At 75.5% G+C, this 20,357-nt stretch carries 22 protein-coding genes; 16 read left to right on the forward strand and 6 right to left on the reverse strand.

The genetic code is table 11. The annotated features are described in order from the left end of the window. The first annotated feature begins 20 nt into the window (after nt 1–20). Entirely contained in the window at nt 21–446 is a 426-nt protein-coding gene (locus EV188_RS03985; protein ID WP_133824887.1) for a hypothetical protein, read from the forward strand. 40 nt (nt 447–486) lie between these two features. Here the strand turns inward: EV188_RS03985 and EV188_RS03990 are convergent, their stop codons facing one another. Then, nucleotides 487–705 (reverse strand): hypothetical protein, encoded by a 219-nt coding sequence (locus tag EV188_RS03990; protein WP_133824888.1) that lies wholly within the window; start codon nt 703–705, stop codon nt 487–489. Next, entirely contained in the window at nt 702–1,685 is a 984-nt protein-coding gene (locus EV188_RS32165) for a hypothetical protein (RefSeq protein ID WP_208113965.1), read from the reverse strand. Before EV188_RS32165 ends, EV188_RS03990 begins: the two co-directional genes overlap by 4 nt. Before the next feature lie 134 nt (nt 1,686–1,819). On the opposite strand from EV188_RS32165, the gene EV188_RS04000 reads away from it, so the two are divergent. Beyond that, nucleotides 1,820–2,179, forward strand: a complete 360-nt coding sequence (locus EV188_RS04000) for a hypothetical protein (protein ID WP_133824889.1) — start codon at nt 1,820–1,822, stop codon at nt 2,177–2,179. On the opposite strand, the gene EV188_RS04005 is transcribed toward EV188_RS04000, so the two are convergent. Beyond that, nucleotides 2,169–2,831 (reverse strand): GNAT family N-acetyltransferase, encoded by a 663-nt coding sequence (locus EV188_RS04005; RefSeq protein WP_166659704.1) that lies wholly within the window; start codon nt 2,829–2,831, stop codon nt 2,169–2,171. The two genes, EV188_RS04000 and EV188_RS04005, sit on opposite strands and share 11 nt — an antisense overlap. 34 nt (nt 2,832–2,865) lie before the next feature. Here EV188_RS04005 and coaD point away from each other — a divergent pair, with 34 nt between their 5' ends. The 6 genes from coaD (at nt 2,866) to mutM (ending at nt 6,725) form a co-directional block, all read left to right on the forward strand. Then, the gene (gene coaD / locus EV188_RS04010; protein WP_133824891.1) at nt 2,866–3,339 is read left to right on the forward strand and encodes a pantetheine-phosphate adenylyltransferase; all 474 of its coding nucleotides are present in this window, start codon (nt 2,866–2,868) and stop codon (nt 3,337–3,339) included. Nucleotides 3,340–3,444: 105 nt separating this feature from the next. Continuing rightward, entirely contained in the window at nt 3,445–4,206 is a 762-nt protein-coding gene (locus tag EV188_RS04015; protein ID WP_166659705.1) for an ATP synthase F0 subunit B, read from the forward strand. A 69-nt stretch (nt 4,207–4,275) separates the two neighbouring features. Further along, nucleotides 4,276–4,863 carry a YceD family protein gene (locus tag EV188_RS04020; protein ID WP_133824892.1) on the forward strand — a complete coding sequence of 196 codons (588 nt, stop codon included), beginning with the start codon at nt 4,276–4,278 and terminating at the stop codon, nt 4,861–4,863. Nucleotides 4,864–4,878: 15 nt separating this feature from the next. Next, entirely contained in the window at nt 4,879–5,061 is a 183-nt protein-coding gene (gene rpmF, locus EV188_RS04025) for a 50S ribosomal protein L32 (RefSeq protein WP_133824893.1), read from the forward strand. A gap of 25 nt (nt 5,062–5,086) precedes the next feature. Continuing rightward, entirely contained in the window at nt 5,087–5,857 is a 771-nt protein-coding gene (rnc, locus tag EV188_RS04030; RefSeq protein WP_133824894.1) for a ribonuclease III, read from the forward strand. Next, a complete protein-coding gene (gene mutM / locus EV188_RS04035) occupies nt 5,850–6,725 on the forward strand; it encodes a bifunctional DNA-formamidopyrimidine glycosylase/DNA-(apurinic or apyrimidinic site) lyase (RefSeq protein WP_133824895.1) in 876 nt (291 codons plus the stop codon). The genes rnc and mutM overlap by 8 nt, the downstream gene beginning before the upstream one ends. A gap of 52 nt (nt 6,726–6,777) precedes the next feature. Here mutM and EV188_RS04040 read toward each other — a convergent pair whose 3' ends face one another. After that, nucleotides 6,778–7,266: a DUF1059 domain-containing protein gene (locus tag EV188_RS04040; RefSeq protein WP_133824896.1), complete on the reverse strand. Its 489-nt coding sequence runs from the start codon at nt 7,264–7,266 to the stop codon at nt 6,778–6,780. Nucleotides 7,267–7,431: 165 nt separating this feature from the next. Here EV188_RS04040 and EV188_RS04045 point away from each other — a divergent pair, with 165 nt between their 5' ends. Then, entirely contained in the window at nt 7,432–7,971 is a 540-nt protein-coding gene (locus EV188_RS04045; protein ID WP_133824897.1) for a helix-turn-helix transcriptional regulator, read from the forward strand. Between the two features lie 26 nt (nt 7,972–7,997). Here EV188_RS04045 and EV188_RS04050 read toward each other — a convergent pair whose 3' ends face one another. Both EV188_RS04050 and EV188_RS04055 read right to left on the reverse strand, forming a co-directional pair. Beyond that, on the reverse strand, nt 7,998–8,222 hold the full coding sequence (locus EV188_RS04050) for a hypothetical protein (RefSeq protein WP_133824898.1): 225 nt from the start codon (nt 8,220–8,222) through the stop codon (nt 7,998–8,000). Nucleotides 8,223–8,304: 82 nt separating this feature from the next. Then, nucleotides 8,305–8,754, reverse strand: coding sequence for an SRPBCC family protein (locus tag EV188_RS04055; protein WP_133824899.1), 450 nt, complete (start codon nt 8,752–8,754; stop codon nt 8,305–8,307). A gap of 139 nt (nt 8,755–8,893) precedes the next feature. Here EV188_RS04055 and smc point away from each other — a divergent pair, with 139 nt between their 5' ends. The 7 genes from smc (at nt 8,894) to EV188_RS04090 (ending at nt 20,342) form a co-directional block, all read left to right on the forward strand. Further along, nucleotides 8,894–12,610 (forward strand): chromosome segregation protein SMC, encoded by a 3,717-nt coding sequence (smc, locus tag EV188_RS04060; protein ID WP_133824900.1) that lies wholly within the window; start codon nt 8,894–8,896, stop codon nt 12,608–12,610. A 152-nt stretch (nt 12,611–12,762) separates the two neighbouring features. After that, entirely contained in the window at nt 12,763–13,341 is a 579-nt protein-coding gene (locus tag EV188_RS04065; protein WP_133824901.1) for a hypothetical protein, read from the forward strand. A 407-nt stretch (nt 13,342–13,748) separates the two neighbouring features. Next, on the forward strand, nt 13,749–15,494 hold the full coding sequence (ftsY, locus tag EV188_RS04070) for a signal recognition particle-docking protein FtsY (protein WP_424922906.1): 1,746 nt from the start codon (nt 13,749–13,751) through the stop codon (nt 15,492–15,494). 52 nt (nt 15,495–15,546) lie between these two features. Continuing rightward, on the forward strand, nt 15,547–15,945 hold the full coding sequence (locus EV188_RS04075; RefSeq protein ID WP_133824902.1) for a VOC family protein: 399 nt from the start codon (nt 15,547–15,549) through the stop codon (nt 15,943–15,945). A gap of 193 nt (nt 15,946–16,138) precedes the next feature. After that, entirely contained in the window at nt 16,139–17,434 is a 1,296-nt protein-coding gene (locus EV188_RS04080) for an ammonium transporter (protein ID WP_133824903.1), read from the forward strand. A 5-nt stretch (nt 17,435–17,439) separates the two neighbouring features. Continuing rightward, nucleotides 17,440–17,778, forward strand: coding sequence for a P-II family nitrogen regulator (locus EV188_RS04085; protein ID WP_133824904.1), 339 nt, complete (start codon nt 17,440–17,442; stop codon nt 17,776–17,778). An 86-nt stretch (nt 17,779–17,864) separates the two neighbouring features. Next, nucleotides 17,865–20,342 (forward strand): [protein-PII] uridylyltransferase, encoded by a 2,478-nt coding sequence (locus EV188_RS04090; protein ID WP_133824905.1) that lies wholly within the window; start codon nt 17,865–17,867, stop codon nt 20,340–20,342. Nucleotides 20,343–20,357 lie beyond the last annotated feature (15 nt).

Here is a 20,357-nt window from a genome sequence, read left to right on the forward strand (position 1 = left end):
ACCCCGGGAGGAACCGCAGCATGAGCGAAGCGCTGGGCATCGAGTCGATCGACCTGCACGGGTCCGTGGTGATCAACGGCCGCCGGATACGGATCGACATCACGACCGAGGACGAGCCGCCGCGCGACGAGCGGGCCGAGGACCGGGACGGGGACGACGTCGTCGGCGACGAGATCGAGGACGTCGAGGACGAACCGGTCGAGGACGAGCCCCTGGACGAGGACGAGCCGCTGGACGAGGACGAGGCCGGCGACGAGCCCGTGGACGAGGACGTCGAGGACGTCGACGACGAGGAGTTCGTGGACGAGGACGACGACCTCGAGGACGACGACCTCGACGAGGACGACGAGCCGGCCGACGAGGCCGAGGACGCCGAGGAGGCGGAGGAGGCGGAGCCGGCGACCGAGAAACCGCGTCGCCGGCGCCGGAGCAAGGCCACCAGCTGACCGGGCGCCCCGGTGGCCGGCGGGATCGGCCACCGGGCGGTCAGGACCGCTCGTCGGGCTCCTCGAGCCAGGAGAGGATCGCCTCGTCGACCTGCACGTCGGAGTAGGTCACGTGCGCCTCGACCTCGTCCGGGAGGTTGGTGCGCCGGCTCCCGGAGCGCGTCGCGTCGATCTCGACCCGGGGCTCGGCGTGGAAGCGCAGGCGGCGGGCCCGGACCGAGGCGCGGAACTCGATGTCGGGCGCGCGGTCCTCGCTCACCCGGTGGCCCGTCGCGCGGGTCGCGGGCGGGAGTTCGACGAGCTGCGGCGGGTGCCCTTGGCCGGCGGGTCGTCGGTCCCGGTGTCGTCGCTGCTCCCGGTGGTGCTGCTCTTCGAGGACCGTCGCCGCCGGACGACGGTCGGCTCCTCGTCCCCGTCGTCGGTGTCCCCGGCCTCGTCCGCACCGTCCTCGCCTGTGGATCCGGTCGCCTCGCCCACGGCCTCGGTCGCCGTGCCGGTCACCTCACCGGCGGCGTCGGTCGCCGTGCCCGCCACGTCCCCCGCGGCGTTCCCCACCTCGCCGACCGTGTCCGCCGCCGCGCCGCCGACCTGGCCGACGGCATCGCCGGCGGCGTCCCCGACCGAGCTGCCGAGCTCGCCGACCGCCGACCCGGCCTGCTGGCCGAGCTCGCCGACCGCGTCGCCGGCGGCGCTCCCGACCTCGCCGACCGCCTCGCCGACGCCCGACCCGACCTCGCGGACGGCGTCCTGCGCGGTGCGCGCGATCGTCTCGAGGATCTGCGGGTTGCGGTCGATCGTGGTCAGGACCCGGTCGATGATCGCCCCGACCTCGTCGAGGCGGACCTTCAGCGTGGCCTCGGCCGACACGCCGTCGATCTCCAGCTCGACCGAGCCGAGCTGGGCGTCGACGCCCACGTTGAGCTTGAGCAGGTTGAGCACCTCGGCCTGCAGGGAGACCTTCGCGCGCAGGTCCTCGACCTTCAGCCCGATGTGCTCGACCTCGAGCTTCGGGACGTCGAGGTAGACGTCGGGCCGGCCGCCGGCCTCGGCACGTCCGCCCTCGCGACGGCCGCCCTCCTCGGCACGGCGGCCCTCGGGACGCGCGGTCGTCCGTCCCGAGGCGCGGCGCTCCTCGGTGGGGCGCTCCGTGCGCCGGGCCGGCGTGCTCTCGGAGCGCGAGGCTCCGTCGTCGCTCGACGTGCTCGTCCGCCGGGTGCGACGCGGGGAATTCTCAGCCATGCGGGCCTCCTCCTCGGGGTGCCCGGCAGGATGGCCGGGCGCGACCGGCCCGGAAACGAGCCCGGTCGGCCCAGCGGGGCCCGCCCGACGGCCCAGACGGCGGGTCTGACCAGCGGCTCTGCCAGCATCACCGGGTGCGGTGGACCGCCCTCGCCGGGCTCCTGGCAGCGCTGCTCGTCCTGTCCGGCTGCCCCGGCCCGACCCGCGGGCCCGCCGCTGCGCCGACGCCCGAGCAGGTCGGCCGGGCCCTGCGCTTCGCCGCGCTCGCGCCGCTGCCGCCGGGCGCGGTCGTCACCCGCCTCGAGACCGAGGGCGGCATCGACACCCGGGTCGTCCTCGCGGTGCGGCTGCCCGACGGGGCGGCGTGGCGCGCGGCGTCCGGGCTGCCCGCCGACGGCGTCCAGCAGCGGCTCGCGAACCCCGACGGCGCGATCGTGTACCGCGAGGTGCGCGGCGACCCGGCCGGGCTGACGGTCACCGCGTTCACGACCTGATCGCGGCGAGCAGCGCGTCCACGCCCTCCACGTCGACGTCGCGCAGGCGCTTCTTCCGCCACGCGGCCACCGTGACGGCGGCGTGCACCTCGAGGACGCCGTCGGAGCCGGTCGCGCGGTGGGTCTCCCGGTAGCCGCAGGCGGCGCTCACCGCGCGGGAGGCCTCGTTGCCCTCGGCCGCGGCGGTGACCGCCCGCGTCATGCCGAGCGGGCCGAACGCCAGCTCGAGCAGCATCAGCCGCACCCGCCGCCCGAGCCCGCGGCCCTGCTCGGCGCGCGCGAGCCACGACGCGGTGCGCGCCGTCCCCGCCGGGTCGTCGAGCTCGTGGGCCAGCGTCGCGAGCCCGAGGACGCGGCCCCCGTCGAGCACCGCCATCGGGGCCCGCCAGCGTGCGGGCGTCGGCGCCTCGCGCAGCCGCCACGCCCACTCGAGGAACCGGCGGGCGGCGGCCGCGCCCTCGTCCTCGGGCCAGCCCAGGAGCTCCCCGACGCGGCCCGGCGCCACGATCCCGCCGGGCTCGGCGACGATGTCGGCGAGCTCGAGCAGCTCCTCGTCGGTCGGCGCGAGGAGGACGGTGCCCTGGTGGGCCACCCGCAGGCCGTACTGCGGGTAGAGCGCCGCGAGGTCGGCGCGCAGGAGGTCGGCGTCCACGCGGGCATCCTGCCGGTCTGGGAAGATCGCCGGCATGGCGATCGCGGTCTGCCCCGGCTCGTTCGACCCCGTCACCCTCGGGCACGTGGACGTCGTCACCCGGGCCGCGGCCCTGTTCGACGAGGTGGTCGTCGCGGTCGCCGTGAACCCTGCGAAGCAGGGCCTGTTCACCGTCGACGAGCGCCGCGAGCTGCTGTCGACCGCCCTCGCCGACGTCCCGAACGTCCGCACCGACGCGTTCGAGGGCCTGGTCGTCGACTACTGCCGCTCGATCGGCGCGGCGACGCTGGTCAAGGGCCTGCGCTCGTCGATCGACTTCGGGTTCGAGGAGCCGATGGCGCAGATGAACCGCCACCAGACCGGCGTCGACTCGGTCTTCCTCATCACCGACCCCCGGTTCTCGTACGTGTCGAGCTCGCTGGTCAAGGAGGTCGCGCGCGGGGGCGGGGACGTCGCGGCGTTCCTGCCGCCCGAGGTGCACCGCCGCCTGCTGGAGCGTCTCGGCTGAGCGCTGCCACACGGGTCGAGCTCCGCTGCGCTCCGTCTCCCGCGACACGCCGGTGGGTGCGCGCAATACGCCGTGACCGTGATCGGCGGCGGCACACTGACCGGCGTGTACCGCGTGTTCGAGGCGCTCGATGAGCTCGTGACCCTCTGCGAGGAGGCGCGCGGTCTCCCGATGACCACCAGCTGCGTCGTGCCGCGCGGCGACGTCCTCGAGCTGCTCGACGACGTCCGCGAGGCCATCCCCGGTGAGCTCGACGACGCGCAGGACGTCCTCGACCACCGCGACAAGCTCGTCGCGGACGCGACCGAGGAGGCCGAGCGGGCGCGCACCGAGGCGCAGGCCGAGGCCGACCGCCTGCTCGCCGAGGCCCGCGAGCAGGCCCAGCAGATGATCGCCGAGGCCGAGCACGAGGCCGAGCGCACCGTGGGCCGCGGCCGTCGCGAGTACGCGGAGCTCACCGAGCGCGCCGAGGCCGAGTCCGAGCGCATGGTCGAGGCCGGCCGGCAGAACTACGAGCGGTCCGTGGCCGACGGGCGCGCCGAGCAGGCCCGCCTCGTCGAGGCGCACGAGGTCACGCGCGCCGCGCACACCGAGGCCGAGCGGATCGTCGACGCCGCCACCGACGAGGCCGACCGCCGCCGCGCCGAGTGCGACCACTACGTCGATGGCACGCTCGCCGACTTCTCCGAGACGCTCGAGTCGGTGCTCGACACGGTCGGGCGCCACCGCCACCAGCTGCGCATGAGCGCCCCCACCGGCCAGGGGGCCGCCGGGCCGCCGCGCAGCCGGGAGGACGAGGAGTCGGAGAGCCGCGAGGTCGCCCCGCGCGAGGGCTGGCGGCGGTGGAGCGAGCGGCTCGGCGCCTGACCCTGCTCGCGTAGACTGATCGGCCGGGCCTGTCGTGGCCCGATCGAGCCAGACCCGGCGGGACCAGAGATGACAGGCGAGAAGAAGCACCCCGAAGTCCACGTCGACGCGGCGAGCCCCTGGGTCGTCGACGTCGCGCGCGAACTGCTGCGCCGACCCGGCCAGATGAAGACGCTGCAGCGCGACGTCCCGGCGCCCGAGGGCTTCGGGCTCGAGATGATCGGCGTGCCCGTCGGCGAGCCGATCCACCTCGACCTGCGCCTCGAGTCGGTGATGGAGGGCGTGCTGGCCTCCGGCACGGTCGAGACCGAGGTCCGCGGCGAGTGCTCGCGCTGCCTCGAGCCGTTCACCGAACACGTCGACGTCGACCTCACCGAGCTCTACGCCTACCCGGACTCCGTCACCGACGAGACGTCCGAGGAGGACGAGGTCAGCCGGATCGTCGACGAGCGCATCGACCTCGAGCCGGCCGTGCGCGACGCGGTCCTGCTCGAGCTGCCCGTCACGCCGCTCTGCCGCGAGGACTGCCCCGGTCCGGAGTCCCCGGACCCCGAGGCGTGGGCCTTCGTCCCGGCGGGAGAGGCTCGTGAGACAATCGATCCTCGCTGGGCCGCGCTGCAGGAGAAGTACGGCGGCGCCGGCAGTCACGAGAACTGAGGAGAGCTGACCGAAGTGGCCGTCCCGAAGCGCCGGATGTCCCGCGCGAACACCCATGCCCGCCGCTCGCAGTGGAAGGCGTCGGTGCCGCAGCTGGTGGCGTGCCAGAACAAGGCCTGCGCGCAGCCCAAGCCCCCGCACGTGGCCTGCCCGCACTGCGGCCAGTACGCCGGCCGCCGGGCCGTCACCCCGGCCTGACGGCCGACCCGAACGCGCCCGCGGCATGACGGCGTCCAGTACGCGGCCGGCGGAGAACCCGACGGAGCCCACGCTCGGTGAGGTGCTCGGGGTCGATCTCGACCCCGAGCTGGTGGAGCTCGCTCTCACCCACCGTTCCTACGCCTACGAGCACGGCGGGCTGCCGACCAACGAGCGCCTCGAGTTCCTCGGCGACTCCGTCCTCGGCGTCGTCGTCACCGAGCGGCTCTACCGGGAGCACCCCGACCTGCCCGAGGGTCAGCTGGCGAAGCTGCGTGCCAGCGTCGTCAACATGCACGCGCTCGCCGGCGTCGCCCGCGAGCTCGGGCTCGGCGACCGCCTGCACCTCGGCCGCGGCGAGGAGATGACCGGCGGGCGCGACAAGCCGAGCATCCTCGGCGACGCCGTCGAGGCCGTGCTCGGCGCGGTCCACCTCCAGCACGGCATCGAGGTCTCCCGCCAGGTGGTCGACCGCCTGTTCGGCGAGCTGCTGCGCACCGCGCCGCTGCTCGGCGCCGGGCTCGACTGGAAGACCAGCCTGCAGGAGCTCACCGCCGCCTCCGACCTCGGCGTGCCCGAGTACCGGATGGTCGACGAGGGCCCCGACCACCTCAAGGTCTTCACGGCCACGGTGGTCGTCGCCGGCGACGAGCGCGGCACCGGGGTCGGGCGCACGAAGAAGGAAGCCGAGCAGAAGGCCGCCCGCGCGGCCTACCAGTACCTCGACGGCGAGGACGGCTCCGCCGAGGGCCAGGACGCGCAGCGCAGCGGAGCCGGCCCGTCGAGCAGTGCCTGAGCTCCCCGAGGTCGAGGTCGTCCGGCGGGGTCTCGCCGACCACGTGCTCGGCCGCCGGGTCAAGTCCGTCGAGGTCACCCACCCCCGCTCCGTGCGCCGCCAGGCCGGCGGCGCCGTCGAGCTGGGGGAGCGGCTCTCCGGGCGGGTCCTGCGCGCGGCCCGGCGTCGCGGCAAGTACCTGTGGGTGGAGCTGGGCGAGCCCGAGGGTGACGTCGAGGCCGCCCTGCTCGCCCACCTCGGGATGAGCGGGCAGCTGCTCGTCCAGCCCGCCGACCGTCTCGACGAGTTGCACCTGCGCATCCGGGTCCGGTTCGACGACGACGGCCCCGAGCTGCGGTTCGTCGACCAGCGCACGTTCGGCGGGCTGACGGTCGTCGACGTCACCGGCCCCGACGCGCTGCCGGTCCCCGTCGCGCACATCGGCCGTGACCCGATGGACCCGGACTTCGACGCCGAGGCGGCGGTGGGCGGCCTGCGCCGGCGGCGCACCGGCCTCAAGCGCGCCCTGCTCGACCAGACGCTGGTCTCGGGGATCGGCAACATCTACGCCGACGAGTCGCTGTGGCGCGCGAAGCTGCACTACGAGCGCCCGACGGCCACGCTCACGCGCCCCGAGGGGCGGCGCCTGCTGGCGGCGGCGAGCGAGGTGATGGGCGAGGCCCTGGCGGCCGGCGGCACGTCGTTCGACGCGCTCTACGTCGACGTCAACGGCGACTCGGGCTACTTCGACCGCGCGCTCGCCGTGTACGGGCAGGAGGACCGGCCCTGCCCGCGCTGCGGCACCCCCGTCCGGCGCGCGGCGTTCATGAACCGCTCGTCGTTCTGGTGCCCGACCTGCCAGCCCCGCCCGCGCCGCCGGCACGTCTGAACGGCCTACGTGAGCGACATCCCCGGCTATGGCCGGGAATGTCGCTCACATGTCAGGGTGTCTCGGCGCGGGTGACCTCGAGGTTGCGGAAGGTCGCCGGGCCGTCGCAGACGCCCATCATCTTGCTGGCGAACGCCGAGGTCACGGGGCTGTCGGAGTTCTTCTTGGCCGCCTCGGCGCTGGGGAACTCGACGACCTCGACGTACGTGTCGGCGCGGTCCAGGTCGCGGCCCATGACCATCCAGCGCGCCGTGCGGTCGGCGCCGATCTCCGCCGCCCAGCCGTCGATGAGCATGTCCATCTGGTCGTACTGCTGCGTGCGGAACTCGATGAGCTGCACGAACGCGCCGGCGCCCGTCGCGTAGGGCGCGTCGCGCAGGTGGTCGCGGAGCCCGGCGCGCAGCTCCTCGCCGTCGGTGTGGCCGTGCGCGGCGACCGCGTGGGCGGCTCCCGCCTCGAGGACCTCGTCCTCCTCGCCGGTGAGGGTCAGCGTGCAGCCGTTCTCGCTGGGGACCTCGCGACAGTCGAGCATCCTGCGCATGGCGGACCTCCCTGGGTGTTCGCACGGACGGCGGAGGACCAGTGAAGTCCGGTCACGGTGCCGCCCTCGATACGGAGGGCTCCGTAGGCCGAGCGGGTGATGCCGACTCCCGGCCGACGCCGACCCGCGCGACACTCGGTGACCCGCTCACCTCCAGGGGTGGCCATGACCGCCGAGCGCACCCTGACCGCCGCCCTCGACCTCGCCGCGGCGTCCGCCGCCGTGCGCACGGCCGCCGACCTCGACCGCGCCGTGTGGCCCGGGCTCGCCACCCTCGTCGCCGCCGGGAGCCTCGCGGCGACCGGGTTCGACGGGCGCCCGCTGGCGTGGCCGCCGAGCGGGGTGCCCGAGGCGCGGTTCCGGGCCGTGCTCGTCCTGCGGCGCCGCGGCGGGGAGGCCTGCGTCGCGCTGCACCGAGGCGAGGGCGACTTCACCGCCCGCGACGTGGCGCTGCTCCACCTCGTGCGCCCCCACCTCGCCGACGCGCTGTGGCGCGCCGCGCACGGCGCGCCGACGCGGACCCTCACGGCCCGCGAGCACGCGGTCGTCGCCCGGGTGGCCCGGGGCGCGACGGACGCGGCGATCGCGCACGAGCTGGGGATCAGCCGCCGGACCGTCGGCAAGCACCTGGAGAACGCCTACGCCGCGCTCGGCGTCCACGACCGGACGTCGGCGGCCCTGCGACTGGCGGTGCCGCCGGCCTGAGCAGCCGGCCCGATCAGCCGGCCCGATCAGCCGTCGCCGCGGACCGAGCGGCGGATCTCCTCGAGCTTGTCGCGCGCGGCGGCGTCGTGGTCGGCCTCGCGCTCGGCCCGCTCGCGCCCCGCGGGGCTGTCGGCGACGAGCTCCTCGTAGCCGGCGGCCGTCGTGGAGCGGCGCTCGATCGTCTCGCGGACGTGCTCGAACGTGGGCACGCCGTCCTCGGTGTATCCCGGCTCGTCTCCCGGCGCTGTCACCCCTCCGAGAGTAGCGGCCCCGGAGACACGTCGGGCCCCACATCGCGCGGCGATGCGGGGCCCGGACGACGAGCGAGGGTGCTCAGACGTTCTGGGAGGAGTGCTCCATGAGCTCCTTGAACTCCTCGAGCGCCTTCTCGATCTTCTTCTGCGGGTCGGCGAAGAGCTTGGCGACGGCGTCGCCCGCGGCGCCACCCGGCGTCTGCACGTGGAGGCTGACCTCGACACCGGTGGTGTCACCGTGCGGGTCGAAGCGCACCGCGCCGCCGGTCTCGACGTGGTTGTTGCTCTCCTCGAGCGACTTCCACGCGATCTTCCGGTCGCGCTCCTCGTCGATGATCTTGGCGTCCCACTCGACGTCCTTGCCCAGCGGGCCCTCGACCACCCAGTGCGTGACGTCGGCCTGGCCGTTCTTCGGCTCCACCGACTTCACGTCGTCCATGATCTGCGGCAGGTGGGTCAGCGGCCGCCACCAATGGTAGCACTGCGCGGCCGGGGCGTTGACCTCGAGGTAGTGCGTTGCGGTTGCCATGCCCCACGGGTTGACAGGCGGTGACGGACCTGAAACGACGCGTTCGGTGCGACACGGCTAACGCGCTCGACCGATCCCGTGGACGTTTCGGGTGTCGCGTAGCGTCTCGGTGGACCCGGGCGGGGGAGGAGGGCCAGGCGTGCACCTGAAGAGCCTCACGCTGAAGGGCTTCAAGTCCTTCGCGTCATCCACGACGCTGCGCTTCGAGCCGGGCATCACGTGCGTGGTCGGCCCCAACGGGTCGGGCAAGTCCAACGTCGTCGACGCCATCAGCTGGGTGCTGGGCGAGCAGGGGGCCAAGGCCCTGCGCGGCGGCAAGATGGAGGACGTCATCTTCGCCGGCACCTCGGGGCGCGCCCCGCTGGGCCGCGCCGAGGTCACGCTGACCATCGACAACGCCGACGGCGCGCTGCCGATCGAGTACGCCGAGGTGTCGATCACCCGGCGGGTGTTCCGCTCCGGCGCCGGCGAGTACGAGATCAACGGGAGCAGCTGCCGCCTGCTCGACGTCCAGGAGCTGCTCTCCGACTCCGGCATCGGCCGCGAGCTGCACGTCCTCGTCGGCCAGGGCCAGCTCGACACCATCCTGCAGTCGCGTCCCGAGGAGCGGCGGGCGTTCATCGAGGAGGCCGCGGGCGTCCTCAAGCACCGCAAGCGCAAGGAGAAGGCGCTCCGCAAGCTCGAGGCGATGCAGGCCAACCTCACGCGCCTGTCCGACCTGACCACCGAGCTGCGCCGCCAGCTCAAGCCCCTCGGGCGCCAGGCCGAGATCGCCCGCCGCGCGCAGACCATCCAGGCCGACCTCCGCGACGCCCGGCTGCGCCTCGCCGCGGACGACCTGGTCACGCTGCGCACCACGATCTCCCGCGAGCAGGCCGACGAGGACGCCGCCCGCCGCCGTCGGGACGAGACCGAGCGGTCGCTCGCCGAGGTCGGGGAGCAGGTGACGACGCTCGAGGCGGCGGTCGAGGCCGCGACGCCGGCGCACACCCGCGCGCAGGAGGGCTGGTACCGGCTCTCGGCGCTGCAGGAGCGCCTGCGCGGCACGGTCGCGCTGGCCGCCGAGCGCCACCGCCACGTCGCCGGGGCCGAGGACGCGCCGACCGGCCCGGATCCCGACGAGCTCGAGCGCGGCGCCGCGGCGGCCGCCGAGCACGAGACGACGCTCGAGGCCGAGGTCGCCGAGGCCCGCGCGACGCTCGAGGCGCACGCCGAGGGCCGCGAGCAGGCCGAGGACGCGCTGACCACCGCCGAGCGGCGCCTCGCCGCGGCCACGCGCGCCGCCGCCGACCGCCGCGAGGGCGTGGCCACGCTCGCGGGCCAGGTCGAGACGCTGCGGGGGCGCCTCGCGTCGTCCACCGAGGAGCTCGAGCAGATCGCGAGCTCGCTGCACGAGGCGCACGAGCGCGCGACCGTTGCCCGCGAGGAGCTGGCGGCGGTGGAGGAGGAGACGGGGCCGGAGCCCTCGGTCGAGCCCGCGGCCGAGCCCGCGGCGGTCCCCGACGAGGACGCCCCCGACCCCGAGGCCGCCCTCGACGCCGCCGTCGAGCGCCACGAGGCCGCCCGGGCGGGCGTCGACGCCGCCGGCGCGGCGCACCGCGACGCCGAGCGCGACCGCGCCCACTGGCAGGCCCGCACCGACGCGCTCGCGCTCGGCCTGACCCGCCGCGACGGCGCGGGCGCCCTGCTCGCGGCCGCCGACCCGGTGCCCGGGGTGCTCGGCTCGGTCGCCGCCCTGCTGCGGGTCGGTGCGGGTGACGAGGACGCGGTCACCGCCGCGCTCGGGCCGGCGGCGGACGCCGTGGCGGTGCGCGGGCCGGAGGCGGCCGCGGACGCGCTCGACCGGCTCCACGAGACCGAGGGCGGGCGCGCGGGGCTGCTCGTCGGCGGGGGAGGGGATGCGGTCCCCGACGCGGGCGACCCGCCGGCGGGGTCCCGCTGGGCCGCCGACCTCGTCCGGGCGCCCGACGAGCTCGCCGGCGCCGTCGCCCGCGTCCTCGCCGGGGTGGTCGTCGTCGACGACCGCCCCGCCGCCCGCGCGGTCGTCCGCGACCACCCGCACCTGCGCGCCGTCACCCGCGCCGGCGACCTCCTGGGCGCCGACTGGGCGGCCGGCGGCCCGTCGGGCAATCAGAGCCTGCTCGAGATGCAGGCGGCCGCCGACGAGGCGGGCGACCGGCTCGCCGCCGCCGAGCGCCACGTCCGCGAGGCCGACGCGGCGCTCGAGGCCGCCCGCGAGGCCGAGTCCGCCGCCCGCGCCGAGGTCGGCGTCGCCCGGCAGGTCCGCGACGACCGGCGCCGCGCGGACGCCGAGGCCCGCCGCGCCGCCGACGCCCGCCGGGCCGCCGACGACGCCGCGCGCGCCGAGGCGGCCCGCCGGCACGGCCGCCTGTCCGAGACCGTGCGCGCCGCCGAGGCCGAGGCTCAGCGCCTCACCGAGCGGCGCGCGGCCGTCGAGCGCACCCGCGACGAGCGCCGCGACGAGCTCGACGAGCTCACCGAGCGGCTCGCGATGGCCCAGGACGAGGCCGCGGACGACGCCGCGGGCTCCGACGCCGAGGACCACGCCGCCGAGCGCGACCAGGCCTCCGCCGCGCTGACCGCCGCCCGGGCCGCCGAGGTCGACGGGCGCCTGGCCCTGCGCACCGCCGAGGAGCGCCTGCGGGCCGTCGCCGGGCGGGCCGAGGGCATGCGCCGGCGCGCCGAGGGCGAGCGCGAGGCCCGGGCCCGGGCGCAGGAGCGGGCCCGCGAGCGCGCGCGCGTCGCGCGGCTCACCGAGGAGGCCGTCCGGCACGGCGAGGACGCGCTGGCGCGCCTGCAGGCCTCGCTCGCCCGCGCCGCCGAGGCCCGCGACGCCGCCGCGGCCGTGCGCACCGCGCGGGCCGGCGAGCTCGACACCGCCCGCGAGCGCCAGCGGGAGCTGCAGGCCTCGCTCGAGCGGTTGACCGACGCCGTCCACCGCGACGAGGTCGTGCGCGCCGAGCAGCGCACCCGGCTCCAGCAGATGGAGGCGGGGATCGGCGAGCGCTTCGGGATCGGACTCGAGGACCTCGTCAGCGAGTACGGCCCCGAGGTCCCGATCCCCCCGCCGGCCGGCGAGGTCGCCGAGGTCGAGGCGGCTCGCGAGCGCGGCGAGCAGGTCGTCATGCCCCCGCCCGAGCCGTTCGACCGCGCCACCCAGCAGCGCCGCGCGACGCGGGCGGAGAAGGAGCTGGGCACGCTCGGCAAGGTCAACCCGCTCGCCCTCGAGGAGTACGCGGCGCTCGAGGAGCGCTACCGCTTCCTGTCCACGCAGCTCGAGGACGTCAAGAACAGCCGCAAGGACCTCCTCGAGGTCGTCTCGCAGGTCGACGCGACGATCCTCGAGGTCTTCGCGACGGCGTTCACCGAGGTCGCGCGGGAGTTCGAGACGGTGTTCCCCGTGCTGTTCCCGGGCGGCGAGGGCCGGCTCGTGCTCACCGACCCCGACGACCTGCTCGCCACCGGCGTCGAGGTCGAGGCGCGGCCGCCGGGGAAGAAGGTCAAGCGGCTCTCGCTGCTCTCCGGCGGGGAGAAGTCGCTGACCGCCGTGGCCATGCTCGTGGCGATCTTCCGGGCGCGCCCCTCGCCGTTCTACGTCATGGACGAGGTCGAGGCGGCGCTCGACGACGCCAACCTGCGGCGCCTCATCGGCCTGCTCGCGGAGCTCCGCCGCACCTCGCAGCTCGTCATCATCACGCACCAGAAGCCCACGATGGAGATCGCGGACGCGCTCTACGGCGTCAGCATGCGGGGCGACGGGATCACCGCTGTCATCTCGCAACGCCTGCGGGGCGCGGATGCGCCCGGACCGTATGCCGAGACCACCCCGTCGTGATCACTGTGCGTGCTGCTACGTTGCTCTGAGTATCACCGGCAGCCCGGATCGGGGGGCGAGGACGACGCTGTCGTGGCCTCCCGGCTCGCGACCGGCGCCTCTACCGTGCTGGTGAGAGGGCTGCGAGCGACCGGGGGGCGATCATGACGGCGGTGCGACCCAGTCCGAGGGGCGCGCCCGCCCACGCCGCCCCCGTGTCCCCGGCGCCGTCGACGGGGACCGGCCGCCACGCCCGCGCCGGCGACGGCACCCCGTCCGGTCCGCTCGTCCGGCTGCGCACCGTGGTCCGCTCGCCGGCCGTGCCGTCGGCCGCCGTCGAGCTCGCGTCCGGGCGCCTGGTGATCGACACCTCCTACTCCCGCCTGTCCCCGCACCTCGGCGCGCGCCGCGTCGCGGTCAGCGTCGACGGGCTCCCGTGGCGCTTCGCGTGGGGCCGCACGCCGATCGACCTGCCCGCCGGCCGGCACCTCGTGGAGATCGAGGTCGAGCACGGGCGCGCCGGTCGCCGCGCCTGGGGCCACGTCGCCGACGCGGTGCCGGTGTGCGCGGGCAACACGGTCGAGGTCTTCTACCGCGCGCCCGCCCTGCCCCGCCTCGCCGGCTCGCTCGGGCCGTCCCGCCAGCGCACCGCCGGATTCACCCTCGGCGCCGCGCTGCTGGCCCTCGGCGGCGTCGCCGTCCTCGCGGCGCTGGGGCTCCTCGTCCTCGCGGTGGTCCTGCTCGTGGCCTGAGTCCCGGGCCCGGCGCAGCGAACGGGTATCTCGCTGCTTCTCCGCGCCCGATGTCCCCGTTGATCACGCCGGTGCCTGCCTGCCGGGATGCGCCCGGGTGATCAGGGGCGACGTGGTGCACCCCGCGCGGCGATCGAGGTGCGTGGGGACGCTCCTGATCACCGGGGTCGGCGCGGGCCCGGGTCGTCGGGGTGATCAGGGGCGACGTGGTGCACCCGGCGCGGCGATCGAGGTGCGTGGGGACGCTCCTGATCACCGGGGTCGGCGCGGGCCCGGGTCGTCGGGGTGATCAGGGGCGACGTGGTGCACCCTGCGTGACGATCGAGGTGCGTGGGGACGCTCCTGATCACCGGGGTCGGTCGACGGGCCGCGCGCCATCGCCGTGCGCGGCTGGGACACTGGCCGGTGTGTCACTGAGCTCGTCGCTGACCTCTCCGCTCGACCCGGTCGCCCTCGACCCGGTGGCGAGTGCCGCCCTCGCGGCGCCGGCCGGTCTGTCGCCCGGACTGATCGCCACGATCGTGGTGGTCGCGGTGGTCGTCGTCCTGCTCATCGTGCTGGGCATCGGCCTCTACCTGCGCCGGCGCCGCCAGGTCTCGCTCGCCGAGGAGCAGGAGGAGCAGGCCAAGCCCACCAAGGGCTCGTACACCGCGGGCGGCGGGTTCAGCTTCAGCGCCGGCAGCGGCGGCTCCACGCTCACCCCGCCGCGCCCCGAGCCCCGGCCGTCGCCCGAACCCGCCGAGCCGGCCGAGCACCCTGAGGCCGGTGGTCCGCAGGGCACCGCCTCGCCCGCCGCGGCCGACGCGCCCCCGGCCGCCCCGCCCGCCCGCGAGACGCCGGCGCCCGCCGAGCCCGAGACCGACACCACCGACACCACCGAGCCCGACACCGCCGCCACCGGCCCCGGTCTGCTCGCCGACCCCGACGTCGAGGCCGGCCCCCAGGCCGTCGCGCCGCCGGAAGCCGCCGAGCCCGAGACCGCCGAGCGGGAGACCGCTGAGCCCGAGACCGCGGGGCCCGAGACCGCTGAGCCCGAGACCGCTGAGCCCGAGACCGCGGGGCCGGAGACCGCCGCGCCCGAGGCCCCCGCCCCCTCGACGAACGGCACCGCCCCGGCCGCGGCGCCCATTGAGGACACGGCGACGACGGCCGCTCCCCCCGACGACACGACGGAGACGATCGCCCCGTCCACCGGGGCGACGGTCGCGCCCGCCGCGCCCGCCGAGGAGATCCCCTCCGCCGAGGGCCGCCTCGAGCGTCTGCGGGGCCGGCTGGGCCGGTCGCGGTCGACGCTCGGGCAGGGCCTGCTCGGTCTGCTCGGTGCCGGGGACCTCGACGAGGACTCGTGGGAGGAGGTCGAGGACACGCTGCTCCTGGCCGACCTCGGGTCCGCGACGACGCAGGAGATCGTCACCAAGCTCCGCGAGCGCATCGCCACGCGCGGTGTCCGCACCGCCGACCAGGCGCGCGAGCTGCTGCGGGAGGTGCTCGTCGAGGCCCTCGGCCCGGACATGGAGCGCTCGGTGCGCGCGCTCGCCCACGACGGGCGCCCCGCGGTGGTGCTCGTCGCCGGCGTCAACGGCACCGGCAAGACCACGACCACCGGCAAGCTCGCCCGCGTGCTCGTCGGCGGCGGGCACGTCGTGCTCCTCGGTGCCGCCGACACCTTCCGCGCCGCGGCCGCCGAGCAGCTCGCGACCTGGGGCGAGCGCGCCGGCGCCGAGACCGTGCGCGGCAAGGAGGGCGCCGACCCCGCGAGCGTGGCGTTCGACGCCGTCAAGCGCGGCACCGACGCCGGCGTCGACGCCGTCCTGCTCGACACCGCGGGCCGCCTGCACACCAAGACCGGCCTGATGGACGAGCTCGGCAAGGTCAAGCGGGTCGTGGAGCGCCAGGCGGAGGTCGACGAGGTCCTGCTCGTCCTCGACGCCACCACGGGCCAGAACGGGCTGACCCAGGCCCGGGTGTTCAGCGAGGTCGTCGACGTCACCGGCGTCGTGCTCACCAAGCTCGACGGCACCGCGAAGGGCGGCATCGTCTTCCAGGTGCAGCGCGAGCTGGGGGTGCCGGTGAAGCTCGTCGGCCTCGGCGAGGGTCCCGACGACCTCGCGCCGTTCGAGCCCGGGGCGTTCGTGGACGCGCTGCTGAAGTGACGAGCTGCTGACCCGAGACGAGCTGTCGGGGCGCGCCCCTACCCTGCGCCCCATGACCGGCATCGCCCGCCTGCAGCTGACGGCCATCGACACCCCGGACCCCCGGGCGCTCGCGGAGTTCTACGCGACCCTCGTCGGGCTCCCGATCGACGAGTCCGCGACCGACGACGACTGGATCGAGCTCAACGGCGGTGGCGGCCCGACGCTCGCCTTCCAGCTCGCCCCCGCGAAGCGTGCCCCGGCCTGGCCCGAGGACGGGGCGCTGCAGTTCCACCTCGACGTGGAGGTCGACGACCTCGACACGGCCGAGGCGGCCGTGCTGCGCGCCGGCGCGACGAAGACGGCCCACCAGCCGGGGACGACCTTCCGGGTCTTCCTCGACCCCGACGGCAACCCCTTCTGCCTGGTGCGGTCGGCCGTTCGGGAGGCCGATGATCGCGGAGCGTCATGACGCACGTCTCCCGCTGTCCGGTAACGCCGCCCGCGAAACATGATGGTGACATGCACGGGCGGGCTGTTAACTGCGCCGAAACGCAGCGCGCCCTCACCGGAAACACGCCCTGCGCATTCTCGCTCTTCGAAATCAGTGGGAGCGAGAAGGGACGCGGCTGGCCGTGGAACTCGACAGCGGAACGATCGCCTGGATGTTGACCAGCACCGCGCTGGTCCTGCTCATGACGCCGGGCCTGGCGCTGTTCTACGGCGGCCAGGCGCGCTCGAAGAGCGTCCTCAACATGATGATGATGGTGTTCAGCACCTGCGCCACGGTGGGCGTGCTGTGGGTCATCTTCGGCTACTCGATGTCGTTCGGGGACGACCTCGGCGGTGGCCTGCTCGGCAACCCGGGCCAGTACTTCATGCTCTCGAGCCTGCTCTCCGAGACGGTGCAGACCGACGGGCTGCCGGACATCGCCTTCGTGGCCTTCCAGGCCATGTTCGCGATCCTCACGGTGGGCCTCGTCGCCGGCGCCGCCGCGGACCGCATGAAGTTCAACTCGTGGATGGTGTTCTCCCTGCTCTGGGCGACGCTGGTCTACTTCCCGATCGCCCACTGGGTGTTCGACCTCGACGCCGGCTGGATCGCCAACGGCATCGGCGCGATCGACTTCGCCGGTGGCACGGCGGTGCACATCAACGCCGGTACGGCCGCGCTCGTGCTCTGCATCGTCCTCGGCAAGCGCCGCGGGTGGCCCCGTGAGCCCATGCGTCCGCACAACCTGACGATGGTCATGCTCGGCGCCGGCCTGCTGTGGTTCGGCTGGTTCGGCTTCAACGCCGGCTCGGCCGCGGTGGCGAACTACTCGGCCACCTACGCGTTCCTCAACACCGTCGTCGCCACCTGCACCGCGATCTGCGGCTGGCTGATCATCGAGCAGATCCGCGACGGCAAGGCCACCTCGCTCGGTGCCGCCTCGGGCATCGTCGCCGGTCTGGTCGCCATCACCCCGGCCTGTGCCGCGGTCACCCCGCTCGGCGCCATGGCCATCGGCTTCATCGCCGGCATCGGCTGCGCCTACGCGGTCGGCCTGAAGTACAAGCTGGGCTTCGACGACTCGTTCGACGTCGTGGGCGTCCACCTCGTCGGTGGTCTCCTCGGCACCCTGCTCATCGGCTTCTTCGCCTGGGACGGCTCCCCGTCCGAGGTGTCCGGCGTCTTCTACGGCGGCGGCTTCGGCCAGCTCGGCATCCAGGCGCTCGCCGCCGTCGCCGTGATCGCCTACTCGGGCGTCGTCACCGCGATCATCGCCTTCGTCGTCAAGGCCATCATGGGTCTGCGCGTCGACGACGAGAGCGAGGCCGTGGGCATCGACGAGGGTGAGCACGCGGAGTCGGGCTACGACTTCTCGAGCCTGCGGACCGGGGGTAGCGGTCTCGGGTCCTCGAAGTCGACGCTGTCTGCTCCGACCCAGGTCACGGCGACCGCAGGCAAGGAGGGCTGAACGAGATGAAGATGGTGACCGCGATCATCAAGCCGTTCGTGCTGGAGGACGTCAAGGGCGCCCTCGAGCAGCTCGGGGTCCTGGGCATGACCGTCAGCGAGGTCCAGGGCTACGGCCGCCAGAAGGGCCACACCGAGGTCTACCGGGGTGCGGAGTACTCCGTGGACTTCGTGCCGAAGGTCCGCATCGAGGTCGTCACCGACGACACCGCCGCGGAGAAGGTCGTCGACGCGATCGCCGAGACCGCCCGCACCGGCAAGATCGGTGACGGGAAGGTCTGGGTGACCCCGGTCGAGACCGTGGTGCGCGTGCGCACCGGCGAGCGCGGGGCGGACGCCCTGTAGTTCGGCACCTCGACGGCGCCGGGTCCCCCGATCGGTGGGGACCCGGCGTCGTCGTACCAGGCACCAGCGAGAGGGGACGCGGGCCGATGGCCGTGGCGGACGCCGAGCGGAACGGCGGGGGGCGGAACGGCGGGGGACCGCCGGGCCTCGACGACGAGCGCGGGACGACGAACGGCGACGCCGTGGACCTCGTCCGCGCCCGCGCCGCCCTGCTCGACCCGCCGCCGGGGGCGCGGCGGCTGGGCCCGGCCGCGCTGCGCGAGGCGCTGGTCGACCTGCACGACTTCTGGCTGTCGTCGCGGGCCGCGGCGGTCGGGGTGGGGGAGGGCTCGGCGCTCGTCGCCGTGGGCGCGCTCGGGCGCAAGGAGCTCGCGCCGTACTCGGACCTCGACCTCGTGCTGATCCACGACGGCCGCGGGCGCAAGGGCGGCCGCGAGCAGATCTCCCGCGTGGCCGACGCCCTCTGGTACCCGCTGTGGGACGCCGGGATCGGGCTCGACCACTCGGTGCGCACGGTCGGCGAGGCCATCGAGGTCGCCACCACCGACCTGCGCGTCGCCCTGGGCCTGCTCGAGGTCCGCTACCTCGCCGGCGACCCGGAGCTCGCCGAGCGCCTCGCCGTCACCGCGCGCCAGGCGTGGCGCGCCGGCATCCGCAACCGCTTCGACGACCTCGTCGCCGCCACCGAGACGCGCTGGGAGCGCTCCGGCGAGGTCGCACACCGCGTCGAGCCCGACCTCAAGAACGGCCGCGGCGGGCTGCGCGACATCCAGCTGCTCGACGCCCTGGCCGCGGCGCAGCTCGTCGACCGGCCCACCGTCGACGTCCAGGACGCGCGCCGCCTCATGCTCGACCTGCGCGTGGAGCTGCACCGCCGCGCCGGGCGGGCGCGCGACGTCATGCAGGCCGAGGACGCCCACGAGGTCGTCGCCGCCGCGGCGGGCGAGCTGGGCGTCACCGACCGCTTCGACCTCGCCCGCGCCCTCTCCGGCGCCGCGCGGACGGTCGTGTTCGCCACCGACACCGCGCTGCGCTCGGCGCGCGCCGCCCTGCCGCGCCGGGGCCTGGCCGCCCTGCGCCGCGCGCCGGCCCGCCGCCCCCTCGACGACGGGGTGGTCGAGCACGCCGGCGAGGTGGTCCTCGCCCGCGACGCGCAGGTCTCCCGCGACCCGGCGCTCGTGCTCCGCCTGGCCGCGACGGCCGCGCGCACCCGGCTGCCGATCGCCGCGGGCACCCTGCACCGCCTGGCCGACGTCGCCCCCGAGCTGCGCGAGCCGTGGCCGCGGGCGGCACTGTCCGAGCTGCTCGCCCTCCTCGGGGCGGGCGAGGGCATGGTCGACGTGGTCGAGGCGCTCGACCGCACGGGTCTGTGGGGGCGGCTGTTCCCCGAGTGGGGCGCCGTGCGCGACCTGCCCCCGCGCGACCGCCAGCACGTGTGGACCGTCGACCGCCACCTCGTCGAGGTCACCTCCCGCGCCGCCGAGCTCACCACGCGCGTCTCGCGGCCCGACCTGCTGCTGCTCGGCGCGCTCGTGCACGACATCGGCAAGGGCCGCGACGAGGACCACTCGGTGGTCGGCGAGCGCCTCGCGGCGGCCCTCGGCAAGCGGCTGGGCCTGTGGCCCGCCGACGTCGACACCCTCGCCGCGATGGTGCGCCACCACCTGCTGCTGCCCCACACCGCGTCGCGCCGCGACCCCGAGGACCCCGCGACCGTCGAGCGGGTCGTCGAGACCCTCGGCGCCGACCCGGTCCTCCTCGAGCTGCTGCACGCCCTCGCCGAGGCCGACTCGCTGGGCACCGGCCCGGGCGTGTGGACGCCGTGGCGCGCGACGCTGATGGGCGACCTCGTCCGGCGCTGCCGGGTGGTGATGTCCGGCGAGCCGACCCCCGGGCCGACGACGCTCTCGGAGGAGGCCCTGAGCCTCGCGAAGGCCGTGGCCGACAGCGGGCGTCCGGAGGTGTCGGTCTCCGGGGACGGCGAGCTGACCACGATCACGATGACCGTCGCCGCGCCCGACCGCCCGGGCCTGCTCTCGCGGGCCGCCGGGGTGCTGGCGCTGCACTCGCTGCAGGTGCACACCGCCGACCTCGGCGAGCACGACGGCGTCGCCGTCGACGCGTTCACCGTGTCCCCGCGCTTCGGTCGCCTGCCCGAGGCCTCGCTGATCCGCGAGGACCTGGTGCGGGTGCTGCGCGGCTCGCTCGACCTGCCGGCGCGCCTCGAGGCCAAGGAGCGCGACTACGACCGCCCGGGACCGGCCCCGGCGCCGAGCCGCGTGCTGTGGTTCGACGACGAGGCCACCGGCGCGGTCGTGCTCGAGCTGCGCACCGGCGACCGGATCGGCCTGCTGCACCGGGTCGCGGCCGCGCTGGAGTCCGAGGGGCTCGACGTGCGGTGGGCACGGGTGTCGACGCTGGGCAGCTCGGTGCTCGATGCGTTCTGCCTGGAGACCGCGGAGCACGCGGGGCTCGACCCGGAGTGCCGCCGGCGGGTGGAGGAGGTCGTGCTCGCCGCGGCCTCGAGCGGGCTCTCGGCGCCGGAGCGCCCGGTGGTGGGCTGAGTAGCAGGCTGAGCC

The organism is Actinomycetospora succinea (assembly GCF_004363095.1).
Classification (GTDB): domain Bacteria; phylum Actinomycetota; class Actinomycetes; order Mycobacteriales; family Pseudonocardiaceae; genus Actinomycetospora; species Actinomycetospora succinea.